Source organism: Brevibacillus massiliensis, from assembly GCF_000311785.1.
In the GTDB taxonomy this organism is placed as follows: Bacteria; Bacillota; Bacilli; order Brevibacillales; family Brevibacillaceae; genus Brevibacillus_C; species Brevibacillus_C massiliensis.
Genome location: NZ_HE978537.1, coordinates 46,889 through 65,035, shown reverse-complemented (window position 1 = coordinate 65,035; position 18,147 = coordinate 46,889). Strand labels below are relative to the sequence as shown.

Genomic DNA, 18,147 nt, shown 5'->3' with positions numbered 1-18,147 from the left:
ATATTCAGACAAGCAAAAAAAGCGCTGACCTCTCGCATTCACGCAAAAAGGCAGCGCTTTTGTGTTCGGACAGCACAAAAATGTGTTACCATAGGGATGTTGCATATGCTAGCCGGAAAAAGGGGACTGGAAAAATGACCGTAAAATCTGCCCGTAAAAAAAACTTTTCACCATACATTTCTTTTAGTCGCAAGGAATGGGCGAGCCTGCGGGAGGTAACTCCGCTGTCGCTATCCGAAGCCGACCTGGTGAATCTGCAGGGAATCAACGAGCGGCTGTCGCTAGAGGAAGTGGCCGAAATCTACCTGCCGCTGTCCCGCCTGTTGAATCTGTATGTGGCGGCTACGCAGGAACTGTTTAACGCCACCAAGACTTTTCTCGGCAATACGACGAACAAGGTTCCGTACATCATCGGTGTCGCCGGCAGCGTGGCGGTAGGGAAGAGCACGACGGCAAGAATTTTGCAGGCGCTGCTCGCCCGCTGGCCCAACCATCCCAAAGTGGACCTCGTTACCACAGACGGGTTTCTCTACCCCAACAGGATCCTGGAAGAACGCGGCTTGATGAAGCGCAAGGGGTTTCCGGAAAGCTACGATGTCAAACGGTTGATTCGGTTCATGGCCGATGTCAAATCGGGAAAACCGGAAGTAGTCGCGCCCGTCTATTCCCATTTGGCGTACGATATTTTGCCTGATGAGGTCCAGGTAATCCGGCAGCCGGACATTGTGATCGTGGAAGGGTTAAATGTTCTGCAAAATACGACGGAGAGCAGTACAGGGTATGGACCCCGCGTCTTTGTCTCTGACTTTTTTGACTTCTCCATTTACGTCGACGCCGATAAAAAGGATATCGAACACTGGTACATCGAACGATTTAAAGTGCTGCGCAACACGGCGTTCCAAAGTCCTGATTCCTACTTCCACCGCTATGCCAGCTTGACGGTCGATGAGGCGGTGCAAGTAGCCAAGCAAATTTGGCGGGAAATCAATGACGTCAATCTGGTGCACAACATCCTGCCGACGCGGGGGCGGGCCCAGCTGATCCTGGAAAAAGGCCCCGACCATGCGGTGCGGGGCGTCAAATTGCGCAAATTGTAAGGGCCGTCAATCCAATTGCTCAATTGGCTCCGCCTTGGACCGCTTGGAGTTGGATTTTAGCCAAAAAGTGATGTAAAGCACGATGCCGATCACGATAAGCGACAGGCTGACCAGCTGGGCGACCCGCAAAGAGCCGATCAGCAGGCTGTCTGTGCGCATTCCTTCGATTACAAAGCGACCGATGGAGTAGAGGATCAGATAGCTGAACAGGACCTGGCCGTCAAAGCGCTTAAAGCGGTACAGCAGGAGGAGCAGAACAGCAAACACCAATAAATTCCATAACGACTCATAGAGGAAGGTCGGCGCGTAGTAGACGCCGTCAATCAACATCTGATCGCGAATAAACGCGGGAAAGTGCGACATGAATTCAGCAGAAACCACTCCGCCGTGCGCTTCCTGGTTCATAAAATTGCCCCAGCGGCCGATCGCCTGACCGAGGATGACACTCGGCATCAGCAAATCGCCGAACAGCAGGAAGGGCAGTTTGTGTTTGCGGATGTACAAGGTGCCTGCGATCAGGCCGCCGATCAGGCCGCCGTGAATGGCCAATCCGCCTTTCCAGACCGCAATCATCTCCAACAGGCTGTGGTAATTCTCTCTTTCAAAGAAAACGTAGTAGGCGCGGGCACAGATGATTGCCGACGGAATGATCCAGAGGACCATGTTGAGCACGTGGTCAGGATTTATGCCCGCCCGTTTGGCATGATAGTGGGCCAAATAAGTCCCGATGAAAAATGCCGACCCCATGATGATGCCGTACCAATGTACCGGAATCGGGCCCAGCCAAAAGGCGATTGGATCAAGCAAAACAGTTCTCCTCCTTCTGGTAAAGGATATGTCTTATGTCAGTATAACATAATCACCCCTATTTTTCCGTGAAAACAAGCAGCACATTCCTTTTAAAGGGAATAGGTGCTGCTCATGTTTTCTTTTTTGACAAAAATCCCAGGATCGAGTCGAGCGAAGCCCGGTTGTCTTCGTCAAGCAGGGGGGCGAACAGATCGCCTTTCTGCTGCAGCCGATCAGGCACGTTGTGAACCGTAAAGTGGGTCGGATGGATATGCGGCACCTCCTGCCAGGTGAGCGGGGTGGAGACGGTCGCCTGCGGTTTTGCCCGGGTGGAGTAGGGGGCGGCCAGCGTCTTGCCCCGCCAGTGCTGCAGATAGTCGATGTAAAGCTTGGTGCCGCGATTTTTAACCAGCCGCTCCACGGTTAAAAACTGCGGAAATTTTTCCGTCAGGTAGGTGGCGACGAACTTCCCGACCTGGCGCGTCTGTTCAAAGCGGTAACGCCGTTTGATCGGAATGTAGATCTGCAGGCCGCTGGCACCCGAGGTTTTCACGTAGGAGGCCAACTGCAGTTCATCAAGCACCTCTTTTACCCGCAGGGCGGCCTCCACCGCGGGCTCGAATTCCGGAGTCGAGGGATCGAGGTCAAATACCAGCTCTGTCGGGATTTCGTCGCCGACGAAGTGGAAGGAGACATGCCACTCCAAAGCGGCCTGGTTTGCCATCCAGATGAGGGTGGGCAGATCGTTGAGCAAGGGGTAGCGGGTTTTCTCCCAGACGGCAGTCGCGATCCACTCGGGTGCGTAATCGGGAACGTTTTTTTGGTAAAAATGCTTGTCGTGGATGCCGTGGGGATAGCGGATGACGGTCAGCAGACGGTTTTTCGTGTAGCGCAGCATGACTGGAGCTACGGCCAGCAGGTACTGAAGATAAGCCAGTTTGGTCACACCTGCTTCCGGCCACAGCGGCTTGTCTGGATTGCTGATCGTAAGCGTCTTCCCTTCAATGGTCAAGACGTGTTCCTGGGTTGCTGCCGGCATGTCGGTTTCCCCCGTTCCCTACTGTTGGTGATGGCGCATGAGCTCGGACAAGGTGACGAATTTGTAGCCCCGCTTTGAGAGGATGGCCAGCGTTCTCTCCACAGCCTGCAGCGTTTGGGTGCGGTCAACGCCGGAATCGTGGAACAAGACGATGTTGCCGGGCTTGGCGCTTCCCGTCACCCTGGTTACGATCTTGCCTACACCAGGGTTTTTCCAGTCTTGCGTGTCCTGCGCATAAGACCAGATGGCGATCGGATGCTTTTGCCTGGCTGACTCGCGGAGGACCGTGTGTGTCAGCTCTCCCCCGGGCGGCCGGAAAAAGACGGGATAGGTTCCGGTCAAGGCATGGATAATTTGGTCGGTCCGTTGAATTTCCTGCTTCAGCCTTCGGGCGCTGACCCTCCTCATCGGCGGATGGGTGTACGTGTGATTGCCCAGCTCATGCCCTTTGCGATGAATTTTCCGGATGACTTTGGGATACCACTTCGCCCTTTGTCCGACGACGAAAAACGTCCCTTTGGCGTTGTACTTGTCCAGGATCTTGAGGAGCCTCATCGTGTACACAGGATGGGGACCGTCATCAAAGGTGAGGGCGATCAGCTTTTGGCTGGTGTTGACGTGAAAGATCGTATGCGGCGGCGATTTTGCCGCGGCGGGAGTTGAGGTCCATCCGCAGGCGACAAGGCTGACGGCCACCAGAAGGATGTTTTTCCAGTTCATGGTCGTGATTCTCCCTGTTTTCGTTTCAGTACATAATGTGGCTGTTTGTCAGGAGACTATGAGTGGAAATGAATGCAATCGCGCTGTATGATAGGAAAAAAACAATCCGGGAGGGAGAAAGGCATCATGCCAAGAATACTGGGTGAGCGGATGATGCTGAGGGAATACATGCAGGAGGATTTGCCGCATATGCGCCAATGGGTCAATGATCCGGAAATCGTCAACCAACTCTCGGATATTTTTCTCTTCCCCCAGACGGTAAACGATACGGAGGGCTTCCTGCATGCGATGCTGGAAAAAAAGGAGAACAAAGAGGCTTTGTGATCGCCCGCAAGGATACGGCGGAGTACATCGGGCAAATCGACTTGCACCAGATCGATTGGAAGAATAGAGTGGCAGAGATGGGCATTGTCATCGGCAGAGCGTGCGACCAGGGGAAGGGATACGGCTCTGAAGCCATCCGCCTCTTGCAGGGTTTTGTCTTTGAGCGGTTGAATTTGCACAAGCTTGAATTGAAAGTGCACGATTTCAATGCACAGGCCTACCACTGCTACCTCAAGTGCGGATTTAGAGAAGAGGGAAGAATCAGGCAGAGATACTTTTTCAATGGAACCTATCACGATATGGTATACATGGGGATCTTAAAAACCGAGTATGAAGCGATGAAGGAGTAACCTGTTGACGATTGGCAAAGGGGGTGAAGTGCCGCTGCAGGCACTTGCCCTTTCGCTTTGGATGATGTAAAATAAACTTCGGAAACTGAAAAAACGATTTTCGTTTCGGTGATTTACAGAACTTATTGCGGGGGGCTGATCATGAAAGATCGGATCATGCAGGCTTTTATAGAAGAGATCCATGACAGCGGCATGAAATTTACCATGGATGATTTATCCAAGCGGCTTGGCATCAGCAAGCGGACGCTGTATGAACATTTCTCTTCCAAGGTCGAGGTTTTGGAGACGATAATCGACCAAACCTTGCAGGAAGCGGATGAAAAGACGAGGCAAATCGTCCGGGACGAACAGCTGTCTTTAATCGAAAAAATCACCGGTGTCATGACCGTATTGCCAAACCATTACGAACTTTACGATTTGAAGATTTTGGATCAAATGAAACGCTATTTCCCGGAGCAGTGGGCCAAGATCGACGCCGCTCTCAAAGACGATTGGGACGTGCTTCGCATGCTGATAGAGCAAGGGATTGAAGAAGGGCTGATCGTTGCCAAAAGTCCGGCCCTGATCATGAAGCTGATCGTGGACGCGACGAATTCCATTCTCGATCAGCGTTTCTACATGAACAACCACATTAACCTGGACGAAGCCCTTTCGTCTATCGTGGAGATTTTGCTGTATGGTCTGGTATCGAGGGAGAAACGTGAAAGCTAGATAAAAGCACGGAGATTCTCTCTTTTTTGCGTGGAAACTTAAAAAACAATTTTAGTTTACATGGTTACAGGGCAGAGGTGATTACGATGTCAGTCAATCAAAAAATGAGCAAGCCGCAGTGGATCGGACTATGCCTGGTGATATCGATTCTATTTGTCGATATACTGCTTTACAGTTTGCTGATTCCGCTGATTCCTTATTTCACAGAGAACCTGCAGCCCTCCTCTTCAGCGCTCGGTATCCTGTTCGGCAGTTACGCGGTGGCGCTGTTTGCGGCGACGCCATTTTTTGGCAGGACAGCGGATCGCGTGGGCAGGAAGGTACCCATCGTCTTCGGGTTGTTGGGCCTTGCCGTCTCGACTTGTTTGTTTGCATTTGCCAAAACGATGCTCACCCTGATTGTCGCCCGTATTGTCCAGGGGATTGCAGCGGCAGCTTCCTGGACAGCGGCTTTGGCCCTGCTGGCCGACCTGTTTTCCGGCAAATCGCGCGGTGCGGCGATGGGCATTGCCTTGACGGGCATCTCGACCGGCTCCTTGCTGGGGGCCCCGATCGGCGGTTGGCTGTTTGAAATGGGTGGCTATGAGCTGCCGTTTTTCTTTTCCACCGGTTTGATTGTACTCAACTTCGTGCTGGTCCTGCTGCTGCTCAAAGAGCCGACCCGCAGCAAATGTGAAGCCAACCAGGGAGTCCTGCCTTTTCTGCGCAACCGCTCCGTGCTGTTCATCGCCTGCATCATCTTGCTGGCCGAGACGACCCTGACGCTATTGGAGCCTCTTTTGCCCATGCACTTGACCCAAAGGTTGGCCATCACACCGGTTGGACTCGGCCTGCTGTTTGGCGTGATGACGTTGGCGTACGGAGTGATCGCACCTGTATGCTCTCGGGTCGGTACAATCCGTATGCCCTCATGCTGATCGGCTTGGTCTTGTTGTCTATCTCGCTGCAGCTCTTAGTCATCCCGTATCCCCTTTGGCAGACGGTTCTCGTGATGATTCTGGTCGGTGCCGTCATCGGCTTTACATTGTCGCCCACCCTTTCGACACTCGGGGGGATTGTCGATCGAGTAGGGAGAAACGGCGATTACGGTTCGGCGTACGCCTTGTTCAATATGTTTCATGCAATCGGGATGATCGCAGGTCCGATCGCCGGAGGCGTATTAACTGACTTTATCTCCATTCCCGCGGCGCTCATTGCCGTCGGCGCAGGCATTCTTCTCTGTGCCGCGCTGATGTCCGTCACGTTGATTCCAAAGAAAAAAGGAACGATGGGGCGTTTCCGGAAAGAAAGTTGAAGTTTATCGGGAAAATGGCGGCAGGGCGGCGGCAGCGGCGGATGGCCGGCCTTGAACAGATGCTGCCCGGAGGAGTATAATGTAAATATCCAAAACCTAAAAAACTATTATGGTTGATTTGGTTTTTGGGTTCAAAAAAAGGAGATGTAGATCTTCAGTATTCATTACTTGCAAAAGGATGACGTGGAGAAATTAGTCAATCTGGATGCGATCGTCTACCAACCGGAATACCTTGTGGATCAAGAGATTACACAAAAGCGTTTGGAGACAAACCCGTACACCGACATTTGCATCAAGCACGGGGCTGATCTGGTCGGTTACGTTACTCTCGTTCCGATATCAGCGGAGATTGCCGAAAAAATCAAGCGGGGCACATCCAATGAGGCGGAGACGGAGGGAAGTGTGCTGCCCTACCGAAAAATGGGCTGGTACCAAGCCTACTTGTCTTCCATTGTGGTGGATAAGCGGAAGTATCCGGCGATCCGGGCGAAGCATCTGTTCCTGCTCCTGCAAGAACACTTGCGGCAGATGAGGAAACGCGGCTATTTCATCGATGTGATTTACGCGATTGCGGCAAGCGTTGCCGGACGAAAGACACTGCAGCGGATGAAATTCGCGGAAGTGGGGCCGAACATCTTTGTGTTTTCTACGAGAAAACAGGGGATGGAGTGGATACCTCGCAAACCGGAGTTTGCCTTAACCGATGTGCTGCTGCCCGTTGCGGCACTCCGGCAAAGGATGCGGATGCCAAGCGATTTCGCCATCATGTCCATCACGGAGTGGTATTGGGATACGGACACATAGCGTCTGATCGGTCAATAAAAAAAGATCATTCTAGATATGGAAGGGACTCCGCTGCGGGGTCCCTTTTCCTGTTTGCCGCTTTTCTGAACCCGGGAGAGGATAAGACTGTCCGAAACGGTATCGCCGCTGTAAAATAACTGTATATACATCCTTGCGTTTGGCAGCTTGACGATACATGACCGAGAGGGGAAGGGAAGACCAGTATGTCAGATGTCGCCGTTCGCAGCGCCGAACCTGCCGATGTTGCAGCCATCCTGCGTATTTACAACCAGGGAATCGAGGATCGGATCGCTACTTTGGAGTCGGACCCCAAGGACATGGCCTATATGGAAGGCTGGTTTCGGGAGCACCAGGGACGATATGCGGTACTCGTTGCCGGAATCGCAGGAGAAATCGTCGGTTGGGCATCTTTAAATCGTTATTCACATCGCTGTGCCTATAACGGAGTAGCTGATCTTTCCATCTACGTAGACCGCCGGTTTCGCGGCAAAGGGATCGGCAGCCAGCTGCTTCATGCCATCGACAAGGTGGCAAAGGCGAACGGGTTTTACAAGATCGTTCTGTTTACGTTTCCTTCCAATCAGCTTGGCCAAGGGCTGTATCGCAAATGCGGCTACCGGGAAGTTGGCGTGTTTGAAAAGCAGGGAATCTTGGATGGACGGTTCGTAGACGTCATGGCGATGGAAAAATGGCTTTTATCATGACTGCAAAAGCCACCTATTCCCCGAAAGCGAAGGGGAATAGGTGGCTCTTTGTCGTCACGATGCCGGATGCAACGGCAGTTCAGCTTCTGTTTTTTCGTCTATTTCGCAAGGGGTGATCTCAATCCGGTTAATCCGGTGGTTCTCCATCTCGGTGATGGTAAACAGGTGATTCGCCCACTTGACCGATTTGCCTGCAGCAATCTCTTCTTCCAATTGGCTGTACACCCATCCGCCAATGGTGTCGACATCAGCTGATTCAAGTTCAAACGTCAAGTGTTCGTTCAGATCGGAAAGCAATGTCTGCCCGGAGACGGACAAGCCCTTTTCTCTTTTTTCGATCTCTGCCCGCTTTTGTTCGTCAAATTCGTCCTGGATATCGCCGACGATTTCTTCCAGGATGTCTTCCAACGTCACAAGGCCGGAGGTACCGCCGAATTCGTCAATGACGATGGCGATTTGCGAACGACGCTTCTGCATCAGGCGAAGCACCTGACTGATCTCCATCGTTTCAGGCACGGTCAGCACCGGACGAAGCAGCTGTTCAATCTCCGCTTCTCCCTCATGCAATGCAGCCAGGTAGAAATCGGTGGCGTGCACGAACCCGATGATGTTGTCCTTGTCCAGGGCGGCTACCGGAAAACGGGTATGCCGCTCGGAACGGATGATGTCCAGGTTCTCTTGGAACGAGTTTGATGTATATAAACATACCATATCGATACGAGGAATCATCACTTCACGAGCCAATTTTTCAGAAAAGTCGAAAACTTGTTTGACCAATGTAAACTCAGTCTGATCAATATGGCCGCTCTTATGGCTCTCGTTCACCAGCAAGCGAATTTCTTCTTCTGTATGGGCGGTTTCGTGATCGGAGACAGGTTCCAAGCCCAACCATTTAAGCAGGCGGTTTGCCGTGCCATTCAACAACCAGATCGCGGGATAAAACACTTTGTAAAACAGCATCAGCGGTGGTGCTGCCCACAACGAGGCGGCCTCCGCCTTCTGGATCGCCAGCGACTTCGGAGCCAGTTCCCCCAAGACGATATGGAGAAACGTAATGATGGCAAAGGCGGCGCCGAACGACAGGGTAGACATGACATAGTCAGGCAGATGCAAGTTCCCCAGCAAAGGCTCAATAATCATGTGAGCAATCGCCGGTTCCCCGACCCAGCCCAATCCAAGGGAGGCGAGGGTAATACCCACCTGGCATGCCGACATGTACGCGTCTAATTTTTGCGAGACCTTTTGTGCGTAAACAGCGCGTTTATTGCCTTCATTCACAAGCTGTGTGAGGCGTGTTTGCCGCACTTTGACCAGGGCAAATTCGGCGGCGACAAAGAAGCCGTTCAGCAAAACGAGAAACATCACAAGAACGAGGTTAAGCACTATCGGAACAATGTCCAAAAACGTATCATCCTTTCGGTATTAGCCGTCTTCACTAACAACTATAACAGCTATCCGTATCCTCATTCAAAGTTCAATTAGACTGATTTTTGCCCGATCAGGGGATAAATCGGGTTAAAAATAAGAGCCAGCAACCTGTTTTCACAACCTTTTTGAACCTGGCGTGCCCGGAGCAGCGCAATCGCATGCGTGAGGTTTGGCGAAAAATAGACCAATAGAACACTCTATCTGCCCACACACATTTCTTTGAACCGACATTCTTTGTATTACAGTGTGTTCTCGAAGCTGGAAATAGCGGGTCATCAAGCAACCCGCCGACAGGTCGACTCTTCCGGCAAGCCCCGCCCAAACACTTGCCATTCTGCGAACAGGAGGAAAATATCTATGCTGAACAAGGAAAAGACACTTTGCCGCCAGCTTGCCAAAGTGATAGGCGGGCAGCCTGGATTTGCCGGTGGAAAGTGCGTGGCTACCCTATCACGAAATCAAATGAACGCGATCATTTTGTCAAAAAGGTTTACGGTGACATCTTCCTTCTCATTCGAATCATTCAATCGGAAAAGCGGCAAGGCGTTGTGTTTGGGAAGAATTGCCTTGTTACCAAAAGAAGTGGAGCCATTTGTTTCTGTCATCCGTGAACAGGGCATCAAGGTATCGTCCATACACAACGAATGGTTGTTCGAAAATCCGCGGTTACTATATGTCAATATCGAGTCTGTTGAAAAACCGTTGATTTTTGCAAGAAAAGTCAGGAAAGCGTTGAACGCCGCTTGAATCAGGATGGAAAGAACCTCCCCCGCCCGGTCTAGGCATAAGCACACTTTTTCCCTTCATTCATAAGAATGGTATGGAAGGGAGAGTGTTAACCCATGCCCAAAAATAAAGGAAAAAAACGGAAAGGACGCACGACGGGGAAACTGTCATCCCGCATGTATACACATACGGATGACATGGCAGCGGGCAATCCAAGCTCACAAGCGTGGAGATTTGTTTCGGCCCCCGACTTGCATCCGATGAAGGTTACGATAAATGTGAATAAGCCGGGAACAGCTCCCGGCTTCATCTTCGTTGCGCCGTATGTTCCGTTTGGAGTCAAGATGATAGGTCAAACAGGTGCACTGATCATGGATCAGGCTGGCAACCCGGTCTGGTTTCGGCCGCTCGACAGCATTTTTACGCAAAATACGGACTTTCGAGTCCAATCCTACAACGGGCGCCCCGTTCTTACCATGTGGCAAGGAACGATATCAGGAACTCAGTCCGCACATCCCAATCTTCCGGCAGGGGATCCTGAACCTGGCGCTTTTTTCCAAATCCTGAATCAGAATTATAACGTGATCAAGCGAGTCAAGGCCAAAAGGGGGTTCACTGCCGATGTTCACGAGTTTACGATTACTCAGCGACATACGGCATTGTTTACCGCTGTAAAACAAGTACCGGTAGATCTGACACCGTATGGAGGGCCGGCAAATGGCTATGTTGACAATTACTCCATTCAAGAAGTCGATCTCGCAACAGGCAGGCTGCTTTTCTTTTGGGATGTGCTGGAACATGTGAACCCGGCCGACTCGATGCTGCCCGCGTCATCTGCAACGAGCTCCCATAATATATGGGACTGTTTTCACGTGAATTCTGTTGAAGAGGGGCCAAACAATACACTTTTGATCAGCATGCGGAACATGTGGGCCATTTATCATGTTGACAAGGAAACGGGGAATATCATTTGGCAGCTCGGCGGAAAAAAAGCGATTTTACCCTTGGTCCAAAAGCCGGATTTTCCTGGCAGCATGATGCGCGTTACAGACCTGGAAACAGGATCAGTATGTTTGATGATGCTTGTTGCGCTTCCTCAAGCTCTCCGCCCCAAAGCCAAGCACACGGCTTAATCCTTAAGCTCGATTTCAAAAACATGACTGCCAATGCAGATCGAACTTATTATCACGATCCAAAGCTGTTTGTTCCAAGTCAAGGAAATGTTCAAAAACTATCCAACGGAAATCAATTCGTTGGATGGGGACAGGAATCGTATCTTTCTGAATATAAAAATGCGGGTAATACGGCAAAAGATCCTTCCTTGAATTTTATATATGATATGCGATTTCCGGGTCAAAATCTCTCTTACAGGGCGTTTAAAAATGAATGGGTAGGTTTGCCGCTTTATCCACCCAGCATGGATGTCGTTCTGAATGAAGATGCTGCGAATGTGTATGCATCGTGGAACGGTTCGACTGAAACGGCCGCTTGGCAGGTACTGGCTGGTCCAACCCGTAAAAGCTTGGCAGCGGTGGTAGACAGCGCCCCGCGTACCGGATTTGAAACAGATATTCACGTTCCTTCAGCGGGGCCCTATTTTCAGGTGCGCGCATTGGATTTTCGCGGCCAGGTAATTGGTGTGTCACAGATTGTCCAAGCGGAACAAGCAGAACATGAGTAGCGCCTGCAGCCCCTGTGTTTACACGTTTGTGTAAAAAATCAATTTAACCAGGACAAACTGTAAGCATCAGAGAGTTGTGGAGGTTTGTATGGACTTAAAACCTGTCGTTCCGTTTGAGCCAATCATCACAAGTCAAATCCCCCAAGGGGAAAACTGGGTTGCACAAATAAAGTGGGACGGGGTTCGAATGCTTGCGTACTTCAATGGGCATGAGGTACGTTTCGTCAACAGAAGACTGCATGATCGTACGAAACAGTACCCTGAATTAGGGGACATCCAAAAGTATTGTTCCGCATCATCCGTTATTCTTGATGGGGAAATCATCGCTTTTGACGACAAAAGACCGTCCTTTCATGAGATCATGAAACGGGACAGTTTACGAAAGAGTAAAAGTATAGAATTGGCGATCAAGCAAATACCCGTTACCTATATGATTTTTGACGTTTTATACTATAACGGAAGTTGGATTGTAGACCAAAAATTGTCGGATCGACAGCAGATCCTGCAGCACATCATTACAGAGAATCCCAATGTGCAAATCGTGCAGAATTTTCCCGACGGGGACGCTTTATTTCAGGTCATGAAGCAACACGATATGGAAGGGATCGTTTGCAAGGACCTGGAAAGCCAGTACGTGATTCACGGAAAAGACAAACGATGGCAAAAGAAGAAAATTTTACGCGACCTGTTTGCTGCTGTCGGCGGGGCAACGTTTCGCAATGGCGTTGTTAACGCGTTACTTCTCGGTTTATACGATGGAAGCGGCCATTTCGTGTACATCGGCCATGTTGGCACGGGAAAATTGAATCATAAGGACTGGGAAAACCTTACCGAGAAGATACTGACACTGACCATCGACAGCAAACCCTTTGCAAATCAACCTGAGAGGATCAAAGGAGCGATTTGGGTAAAACCGGAGATCGTCGTGAAAGTCCAGTTTTTGGAATGGACTCCGGGTGCCACAATGAGACACCCCAGTATTCAGGCAATTGTTGATGTTCATGTATCTGAATGTACATTTTCACAGAGTAAATAATTTCATTGCCAGAGTCGTCTGTACGAAATGGAATGAAAGAGCATCGGGGAAAGAAGAAGTTTCCCCGATGCTCTTTTACTGTGCGGGATTACTAACGGGTTTTGGATGCTTCTCCTTTGAATGGGGAATAATTTCCCTTGATATACATTTTCGTGCAAAGGAGCTATCCTGATGTCCGATCTTGCGCAAATCCCTGTTAACGCTGCCCCCCATACCGTTGCAGAAGTCATTCTGGAACAACTGCGGCTTTGGGGCGTCAAACGGATTTACGGTGTTGTCGGCGACAGCATCTTCGGTCTGCTTGACGCCATTGCCAGACAGCATGCGATCCAGTTTATCGCGGTCCGGCACGAGCAGGTTGCCGCGATGATGGCGTCGGCGGAAGCGAAGCTGACCGGCGGGATTGGGGTTTGCGCGGCACAGATGGGACCGGGGTTGTGCAATCTGCTGAGCGGGCTGGGTGATGCCGGCGGCGATCGCGTTCCCGTATTGGCGATCACCGGCCAGGTCCCGCTGAGTAAACTGGGCACGCATCACAAGCAGTATCTGAATCAACAGGAGCTGGTCAGTCCCATCGCCAGCTACAGCACGCTGCTCGCCCATCCTGACGCTGTCGTCGATGTGCTCACTTGCGCGCTGCATCATTCGTTGGCCCACGGCGCTGTTTCCCATCTTTCGATTCCTGCCGATGTCTTTTCACTGACGACGACAGTCAGGCCGCGGCCCAAAATGACCGTCTCCCGATCTGTTCCCGATCGCGAGTCCTTGCAGCATGCGATCAATCTGCTTCGTTCTGCCGACCGGCCGATGATCCTGGCGGGAACCGGTTCGAGGCCGGCGGCAAAATCTCTGGCACAGCTGGCCCAATCATGGGGAGCGGGGATTGCGCTCAGTTACGGTGCTGTCGGGATGCTGCCGGACGATCACCCGCATCTGCTCGGCGGTCTGGGCGAGGGCGGAAATCCGCTGGCTGCGGGTGTCTTCGTCCAGGCCGATGTCGTGCTTGCCGTGGGCACATCCTGGTGGCCGGAGGGGTACGTTCCGACAGGCGCCCGCATCGTTCAGATCGACAAGCGGGCGGCCAATCTCGGCCGCGGCATCCCCTGTGAAATCGGACTGGCCTGCGAGGCGGAAGCCGCAATCCCGCTCATCCTTGCCGAAATGCAGGGGCATTCCGGCGAGACGGACTGGATGCGCCACGTCCGCGAGGTTATCCAAATCTGGCGCAGGCAAAACGAACTGGAGGGGAGGGAGCCGGGTTCTCCTGTCCCGCCGCCAGCAATCGTCAGGGCCATCGAACAGTGCGCTGCCGAAAACGCGATTATCACCCTGGATACGGGGGATTCCACGGTCTGGTTCCTGCGCAACTTTCGAGCCAAGGGTCAAATCGTGCTGTTATCCCGCCACTGGCGAACCATGGGCTTCGGGCTGCCGGCGGCGCTGGCGGCAAAGATCAGCACACCGGAGAGGCAGGTCATAGCGGTGGTCGGCGATGGCGGTCTGGGAATGGTGCTGGCCGACCTGTTGACCGCATCCCAGTACGGGCTTCCCGTCGTTGTCGTCCTTTTTCGCAATGGGTCGCTGCAGATGGAACGCGACAAAATGGTCGAGAAGGGGTACATACCGGAAGGGACGATCATGCGGATGCCTGACTTTGTCAGTGTAGCCCAGGCCTGCGGCTGGCTGGCGTACCGGGTGGAATCCGCCGCGGAGTTGACGGAGGTGCTCCGGCGGGCATTCGATTCCGCCTCTCCTGTTTTGGTAGACGTCAACACCGCGCCTGTCGCTCATCCGGACTTCCGATAAATCTGCCTGAAAGGAGCAGCCAGCATGCATGCCAACACCAATCCGACACCAGCTTTCCCCCCACAGCACCAGGACAGGCAGCCCGGCCTGGAGACTTTGATGAATCCGCGTCCCCTGTTTGACAATCCGGCGTATAAGGCCAGCGGCAAGCTGCAGGGCAAGGTGGCGATCGTGACCGGAGGAGACAGCGGGCAGGGGCGGGCGATCTCGATTGCCTTCGCCAAGGAAGGCGCCGACGTCGCGATCGTCTACCTCGATGAACACGATGACGCCAATGAAACCAAGTATTACATCGAGCAAAAAGGGCGCCGCTGCCTGCCGCTGGCGGGCGATCTCGGCAACGAAGCCTTTTGCCGGCAGGTGGTTCAGCAGACGGTCAGCCAGTTCGGCCGACTCGATATCCTGGTCAACAACGCGGCTGAGCAGTGGGTGCAAAACAGCCTTGAGAACATCACGAGCGAACAGATGGAGCGGACGTTTCGCACCAACTTTTTTTCCATGTTCTATCTGACGAAGGCGGCGCTGCCCCACCTTCCGCCGGGCAGCGCGATCATCAACGCGGCATCGCTGGCTGCCTATGAAGGGAACGAACAATTGATCGACTATTCCGCGACCAAAGGAGCGATCGTCTCGTTCACCCGCTCTTTGTCCAAATCGCTGGTCGGCAGGGGCATCCGTGTGAACGGCGTCGCACCCGGCACGGTCTGGGCTCCGCTGATCCCGGCTTCTTTCCCCGCCGACCAGGTGGCCAGCTGGGGGAGCACGACCCCGATGAAGCGGGCCGGACAGCCGCAGGAAATCGCTCCTGCCTACGTGTTTTTGGCCTCGGACGACGCTTCCTACATCAGCGGCCAGATCATCCATGTCAACGGCGGGGTCGTGATTAACGGCTGATATCCTGTATTTTCAAGTTGTCTTCCGGCGCGGATTCGTTATATCGTGAGGGAGGAGGTGCAAGCACATGCTCAAACACGCCTTCCTCAAGCATAAGTGGCGCAGTCTGCGCCTTCGCGTCTGGAAGAGGCGGCTGGAAGAGCAGTTGGACCGGCTCGCCGCAAAGACAGGCATCACCTTACCCGTGACGCTCGTTGTCACCTGGGGGCCCTTTTACAACGGCTCCGCCATGTTGAACCGAACCTTGCGACAAGCGAGAATCGATATACAAATTCCCTATGACCGCTACCTTACTGCCGATGAAAGACAGGTATTATCCCGGTACGGCGTGCCGCAAAGACACCTGCCTTACTTTATCCTGTTTCACGAATGCGCCCATCTCGCCGATGCGGCAAACCTGATCAGACAAGCCGGAAGCAAAGGGCTGCTGGCGACGAGCACAGGCCGGGCCAAGCTGGCAAAGGCGGCAGCCGATTACCGGGAGCTGCCGTTTGAAGCGGCGGCGGACCAGTTCGCCAGCAGCTGCTATCGGGACCTATGCAAAAAAGCCGGGTAAACCGGCTTTTTACAATTCCCGCATGCTCGCTTTTTCCTTGATGTAATCTGCTGTTCTCGCCGCCAGCGCCATGACGGTGTTGGTCGGATTGCCTCCGCCGGAAGTGACGAAGATCGAGGCGTCGCAGATGAACAGGTTGGGGATGTCATGGCTTCTGCCAAACGAATTGACCACCGACGTCTGCGGGTTGTCGCCCATCCGGCAGCCGCCCATCATGTGGGCTGTGTCAGGCACGACGAATTCCACTTTGCCCCCTTCCGCTTCCATAATGGCACTCATCGTCTTGACCGCGTGCTTGATTAACCTCTGGTCGTTTTCCCCGTAGCTGAAGGTCACTTTTGCCCGCGGCAGTCCGTACTCGTCCTTTTCATCGACGAGCGTGACCTGATTGCTGACGTCCGGCAGGACCTCGCCGACCAGCGTGACCCGGCCGTAGTAGTTGTAGTCGAGCAAAGCTTCCCTCATGCGGGAACCCCAGATCGGGCCGCCCTCAGCTTTGGCGATACCTGTGGCAAAGGCGACCGGTCTTGCCCCGTGGGCGTGCAGCGTATAGCCGCGGACAAAATCGTTGTTCGGGTTGGTGCGGTAAAAATCCTGCGTAGTGGCCAGCACCGGCGTCCCTTTATACAGGCGAATCTCGTAGTCAAACTTGGCGTAGACGTCGTGGCTGCTGTGCACCATGATCGATTTGCCGACCATCCCGCTGCTGTTGGCCAGGCCGTCGGGAAACTGGGGCGTGGCCGAATTCAGCAGCAGCCGCGGGGTTTCCACGACATAGGCAGAGAGGATGACCAGTTTGGCTCTCTGTTCATAGGTGACGCCATCGTGGACGAAGGTGACGCCCGCAGCCCTGCCGTCTTTTCCGACGAGCACCTGGGTGACCATGCAGTCGGCCAATACCTCGGCACCGGCTGCGATCGCCTTGGGAATGTGCACGATCAGCGTGCTGAATTTGGAATCCGGCATGCAGCCCTGGTTGCAGAAGCCCCGGTTGATGCACGGCGGCCTGCCTTCAAACGGCGCCGACAGGATCGCCAGGGGAGCCACGGTCGATTGGATCCCCAGCTTTTCGCAGCCGTTTTGAAACAGGTATGCGTTGGGACTAAGCGGCTCCCGCTCCGGGTAAGGGTAGGGGCCGTGGAAGTTTCCCCAGGGAAAATGCTTGGGACCCGATACCGCAATCTCCCGTTCGATCTTCTCGTAGTAGGGTTCCAGATCTTCGTAGTCCAGCGGCCAGTCATCGGCCACCCCGTCCAGCGTCCTCGCCTTGAAATCGACATCGTGAGAACGTAAAAAGACAGCGGTAAAATGGACGGTTCCGCCGCCGATGCCGCGACCGGAATTGTTGTGTCCCATGGTCAAGGGATGATTGCCGTCGACAATCCGCGTCTCCTGCCATCCGAGATTTTTCATTGACAATTCATCGCTGGCAAAATCCTTCTGCGGATCGCGAAACGGACCCGCATCGAGGACGACGACACTCATCCCCGCCTCGCTCAACTCCTTGGCCAGGACGCCCCCCGACGCCCCCGCGCCGACGATGACGACATCTACTTCTCCGGTGTATTTGCGCTTTATCATGATTCCGGCTGAGCCTCCCATGGATCTAATTGTCCCAATTGGGTGCGAACGTACCCGCGCGGATATGCCGGTCCGGCGTAACCGATCTCGGACCAGACGGCAGGATGCGAGCAATACGACTCAATGGTCAGAGTGAGCAGTTTGTCAAACAAGGGCTGCTGCCACGCCGGGTCCCAGGTCGGGGAAGCTTCCGTGTTCCCGTGTCCTTGGCTGAGCGCCTGCAGCAGTTCCGTTTGTTGTTCCTCTTTTAAATGGGTGAAGGGAGTGGCGTGCAGCTGCCTGGCTGCCGCATCGATGGCCTGCAGGCCTTCCCGGATGAGGATTTGCTCGTTTGGCACTCCCGCTTTTCGCTGCCCCTCGCCTATCGCTTGCGTAAGGGTCTGGTCTATATGTTCAAGTACATACGAGAGGACGTTCAGCCGCTGATCGTCCACCAAGAGCGAACAGATGGCCCGAAGCAGCTCTGTTTCCTGTTTAGTTAAAAACTGGAAATTCGTTTTGGGACGAACGCGCGAAGTGACGATGGACTGGGTGTGATCGTCCCAGGCGTCCGTTTCCCTTAGCACGTCAAAAGACGGGTAATGGCTTTGTCGCACCATAAACAGAC

General features: G+C 53.3%; 19 protein-coding genes and 1 pseudogene. 14 read left to right on the top strand and 6 right to left on the bottom strand.

Annotated features, from left to right (window positions below):
- The first annotated feature begins 134 nt into the window (after window positions 1-134).
- On the top strand, window positions 135-1,097 hold the full coding sequence (gene coaA / locus HGBM_RS07730; RefSeq protein WP_019120519.1) for a type I pantothenate kinase: 963 nt from the start codon (window positions 135-137) through the stop codon (window positions 1,095-1,097).
- Window positions 1,098-1,103: 6 nt separating this feature from the next.
- Here coaA and lgt read toward each other — a convergent pair whose 3' ends face one another.
- From lgt to HGBM_RS07715, 3 genes are all read right to left on the bottom strand, one after another.
- Window positions 1,104-1,904, bottom strand: coding sequence for a prolipoprotein diacylglyceryl transferase (gene lgt / locus HGBM_RS07725; protein WP_019120518.1), 801 nt, complete (start codon window positions 1,902-1,904; stop codon window positions 1,104-1,106).
- Between the two features lie 112 nt (window positions 1,905-2,016).
- Complete coding sequence (gene ligD / locus HGBM_RS07720) at window positions 2,017-2,925, bottom strand: non-homologous end-joining DNA ligase (RefSeq protein ID WP_019120517.1); 909 nt, start codon at window positions 2,923-2,925, stop codon at window positions 2,017-2,019.
- An 18-nt stretch (window positions 2,926-2,943) separates the two neighbouring features.
- Window positions 2,944-3,645, bottom strand: coding sequence for a polysaccharide deacetylase family protein (locus HGBM_RS07715; protein ID WP_019120516.1), 702 nt, complete (start codon window positions 3,643-3,645; stop codon window positions 2,944-2,946).
- A gap of 126 nt (window positions 3,646-3,771) precedes the next feature.
- On the opposite strand from HGBM_RS07715, the gene HGBM_RS32230 reads away from it, so the two are divergent.
- From HGBM_RS32230 to HGBM_RS07690, 7 genes are all read left to right on the top strand, one after another.
- Window positions 3,772-3,969, top strand: a complete 198-nt coding sequence (locus HGBM_RS32230; RefSeq protein ID WP_315969943.1) for a GNAT family N-acetyltransferase — start codon at window positions 3,772-3,774, stop codon at window positions 3,967-3,969.
- Window positions 3,966-4,319 (top strand): GNAT family N-acetyltransferase, encoded by a 354-nt coding sequence (locus tag HGBM_RS32225; RefSeq protein ID WP_315969942.1) that lies wholly within the window; start codon window positions 3,966-3,968, stop codon window positions 4,317-4,319. Before HGBM_RS32230 ends, HGBM_RS32225 begins: the two co-directional genes overlap by 4 nt.
- Before the next feature lie 141 nt (window positions 4,320-4,460).
- Window positions 4,461-5,030, top strand: coding sequence for a TetR/AcrR family transcriptional regulator (locus HGBM_RS07705; RefSeq protein WP_019120515.1), 570 nt, complete (start codon window positions 4,461-4,463; stop codon window positions 5,028-5,030).
- 86 nt (window positions 5,031-5,116) lie between these two features.
- Window positions 5,117-5,947: an MFS transporter gene (locus HGBM_RS26955; protein ID WP_245552900.1), complete on the top strand. Its 831-nt coding sequence runs from the start codon at window positions 5,117-5,119 to the stop codon at window positions 5,945-5,947.
- Complete coding sequence (locus HGBM_RS31585; RefSeq protein WP_245552899.1) at window positions 5,908-6,324, top strand: MFS transporter; 417 nt, start codon at window positions 5,908-5,910, stop codon at window positions 6,322-6,324. Before HGBM_RS26955 ends, HGBM_RS31585 begins: the two co-directional genes overlap by 40 nt.
- A 183-nt stretch (window positions 6,325-6,507) precedes the next feature.
- Complete coding sequence (locus HGBM_RS26950) at window positions 6,508-7,128, top strand: hypothetical protein (RefSeq protein WP_147512825.1); 621 nt, start codon at window positions 6,508-6,510, stop codon at window positions 7,126-7,128.
- 203 nt (window positions 7,129-7,331) lie between these two features.
- The gene (locus tag HGBM_RS07690; protein ID WP_019120513.1) at window positions 7,332-7,832 is read left to right on the top strand and encodes an arsinothricin resistance N-acetyltransferase ArsN1 family A; all 501 of its coding nucleotides are present in this window, start codon (window positions 7,332-7,334) and stop codon (window positions 7,830-7,832) included.
- Between the two features lie 54 nt (window positions 7,833-7,886).
- Here HGBM_RS07690 and HGBM_RS07685 read toward each other — a convergent pair whose 3' ends face one another.
- On the bottom strand, window positions 7,887-9,233 hold the full coding sequence (locus HGBM_RS07685) for a hemolysin family protein (RefSeq protein ID WP_019120512.1): 1,347 nt from the start codon (window positions 9,231-9,233) through the stop codon (window positions 7,887-7,889).
- A 384-nt stretch (window positions 9,234-9,617) separates the two neighbouring features.
- Here HGBM_RS07685 and HGBM_RS07680 point away from each other — a divergent pair, with 384 nt between their 5' ends.
- The 6 genes and pseudogenes from HGBM_RS07680 to HGBM_RS07655 all read left to right on the top strand — a co-directional run bounded on the left by HGBM_RS07680 (window position 9,618) and on the right by HGBM_RS07655 (window position 15,959).
- Window positions 9,618-10,007: a DUF1259 domain-containing protein gene (locus HGBM_RS07680; protein WP_019120510.1), complete on the top strand. Its 390-nt coding sequence runs from the start codon at window positions 9,618-9,620 to the stop codon at window positions 10,005-10,007.
- Between the two features lie 95 nt (window positions 10,008-10,102).
- Window positions 10,103-11,667: pseudogene (locus HGBM_RS26945) on the top strand (arylsulfotransferase family protein).
- An 88-nt stretch (window positions 11,668-11,755) separates the two neighbouring features.
- On the top strand, window positions 11,756-12,703 hold the full coding sequence (locus HGBM_RS07670) for an ATP-dependent DNA ligase (RefSeq protein ID WP_019120509.1): 948 nt from the start codon (window positions 11,756-11,758) through the stop codon (window positions 12,701-12,703).
- A 171-nt stretch (window positions 12,704-12,874) separates the two neighbouring features.
- Entirely contained in the window at window positions 12,875-14,509 is a 1,635-nt protein-coding gene (locus tag HGBM_RS07665) for a thiamine pyrophosphate-binding protein (RefSeq protein ID WP_019120508.1), read from the top strand.
- A 24-nt stretch (window positions 14,510-14,533) separates the two neighbouring features.
- Window positions 14,534-15,403, top strand: a complete 870-nt coding sequence (locus tag HGBM_RS07660) for an SDR family oxidoreductase (protein WP_019120507.1) — start codon at window positions 14,534-14,536, stop codon at window positions 15,401-15,403.
- Window positions 15,404-15,470: 67 nt separating this feature from the next.
- Window positions 15,471-15,959, top strand: a complete 489-nt coding sequence (locus tag HGBM_RS07655) for a hypothetical protein (protein ID WP_019120506.1) — start codon at window positions 15,471-15,473, stop codon at window positions 15,957-15,959.
- A 9-nt stretch (window positions 15,960-15,968) separates the two neighbouring features.
- Here HGBM_RS07655 and HGBM_RS07650 read toward each other — a convergent pair whose 3' ends face one another.
- Complete coding sequence (locus HGBM_RS07650) at window positions 15,969-17,540, bottom strand: GMC family oxidoreductase (protein ID WP_019120505.1); 1,572 nt, start codon at window positions 17,538-17,540, stop codon at window positions 15,969-15,971.
- The gene (locus tag HGBM_RS07645; protein WP_019120504.1) at window positions 17,537-18,139 is read right to left on the bottom strand and encodes a gluconate 2-dehydrogenase subunit 3 family protein; all 603 of its coding nucleotides are present in this window, start codon (window positions 18,137-18,139) and stop codon (window positions 17,537-17,539) included. The genes HGBM_RS07650 and HGBM_RS07645 overlap by 4 nt, the downstream gene beginning before the upstream one ends.
- Window positions 18,140-18,147 lie beyond the last annotated feature (8 nt).

Bases quoted from the DNA above. Each gene is read 5' to 3' on its own strand.
- coaA (WP_019120519.1), top strand. From the start codon at position 135: ATGACCGTAAAATCTGCCCGTAAAAAAAACTTTTCACCATACATTTCT.
- ligD (WP_019120517.1), bottom strand. From the start codon at position 2,925: ATGCCGGCAGCAACCCAGGAACACGTCTTGACCATTGAAGGGAAGACG.
- HGBM_RS07715 (WP_019120516.1), bottom strand. From the start codon at position 3,645: ATGAACTGGAAAAACATCCTTCTGGTGGCCGTCAGCCTTGTCGCCTGC.
- HGBM_RS32230 (WP_315969943.1), top strand. From the start codon at position 3,772: ATGCCAAGAATACTGGGTGAGCGGATGATGCTGAGGGAATACATGCAG.
- HGBM_RS07705 (WP_019120515.1), top strand. From the start codon at position 4,461: ATGAAAGATCGGATCATGCAGGCTTTTATAGAAGAGATCCATGACAGC.
- HGBM_RS26955 (WP_245552900.1), top strand. From the start codon at position 5,117: ATGTCAGTCAATCAAAAAATGAGCAAGCCGCAGTGGATCGGACTATGC.
- HGBM_RS31585 (WP_245552899.1), top strand. From the start codon at position 5,908: ATGCTCTCGGGTCGGTACAATCCGTATGCCCTCATGCTGATCGGCTTG.
- HGBM_RS07690 (WP_019120513.1), top strand. From the start codon at position 7,332: ATGTCAGATGTCGCCGTTCGCAGCGCCGAACCTGCCGATGTTGCAGCC.
- HGBM_RS07680 (WP_019120510.1), top strand. From the start codon at position 9,618: ATGCTGAACAAGGAAAAGACACTTTGCCGCCAGCTTGCCAAAGTGATA.
- HGBM_RS07670 (WP_019120509.1), top strand. From the start codon at position 11,756: ATGGACTTAAAACCTGTCGTTCCGTTTGAGCCAATCATCACAAGTCAA.
- HGBM_RS07665 (WP_019120508.1), top strand. From the start codon at position 12,875: ATGTCCGATCTTGCGCAAATCCCTGTTAACGCTGCCCCCCATACCGTT.
- HGBM_RS07660 (WP_019120507.1), top strand. From the start codon at position 14,534: ATGCATGCCAACACCAATCCGACACCAGCTTTCCCCCCACAGCACCAG.
- HGBM_RS07655 (WP_019120506.1), top strand. From the start codon at position 15,471: ATGCTCAAACACGCCTTCCTCAAGCATAAGTGGCGCAGTCTGCGCCTT.
- HGBM_RS07650 (WP_019120505.1), bottom strand. From the start codon at position 17,540: ATGATAAAGCGCAAATACACCGGAGAAGTAGATGTCGTCATCGTCGGC.
- HGBM_RS07645 (WP_019120504.1), bottom strand. From the start codon at position 18,139: ATGGTGCGACAAAGCCATTACCCGTCTTTTGACGTGCTAAGGGAAACG.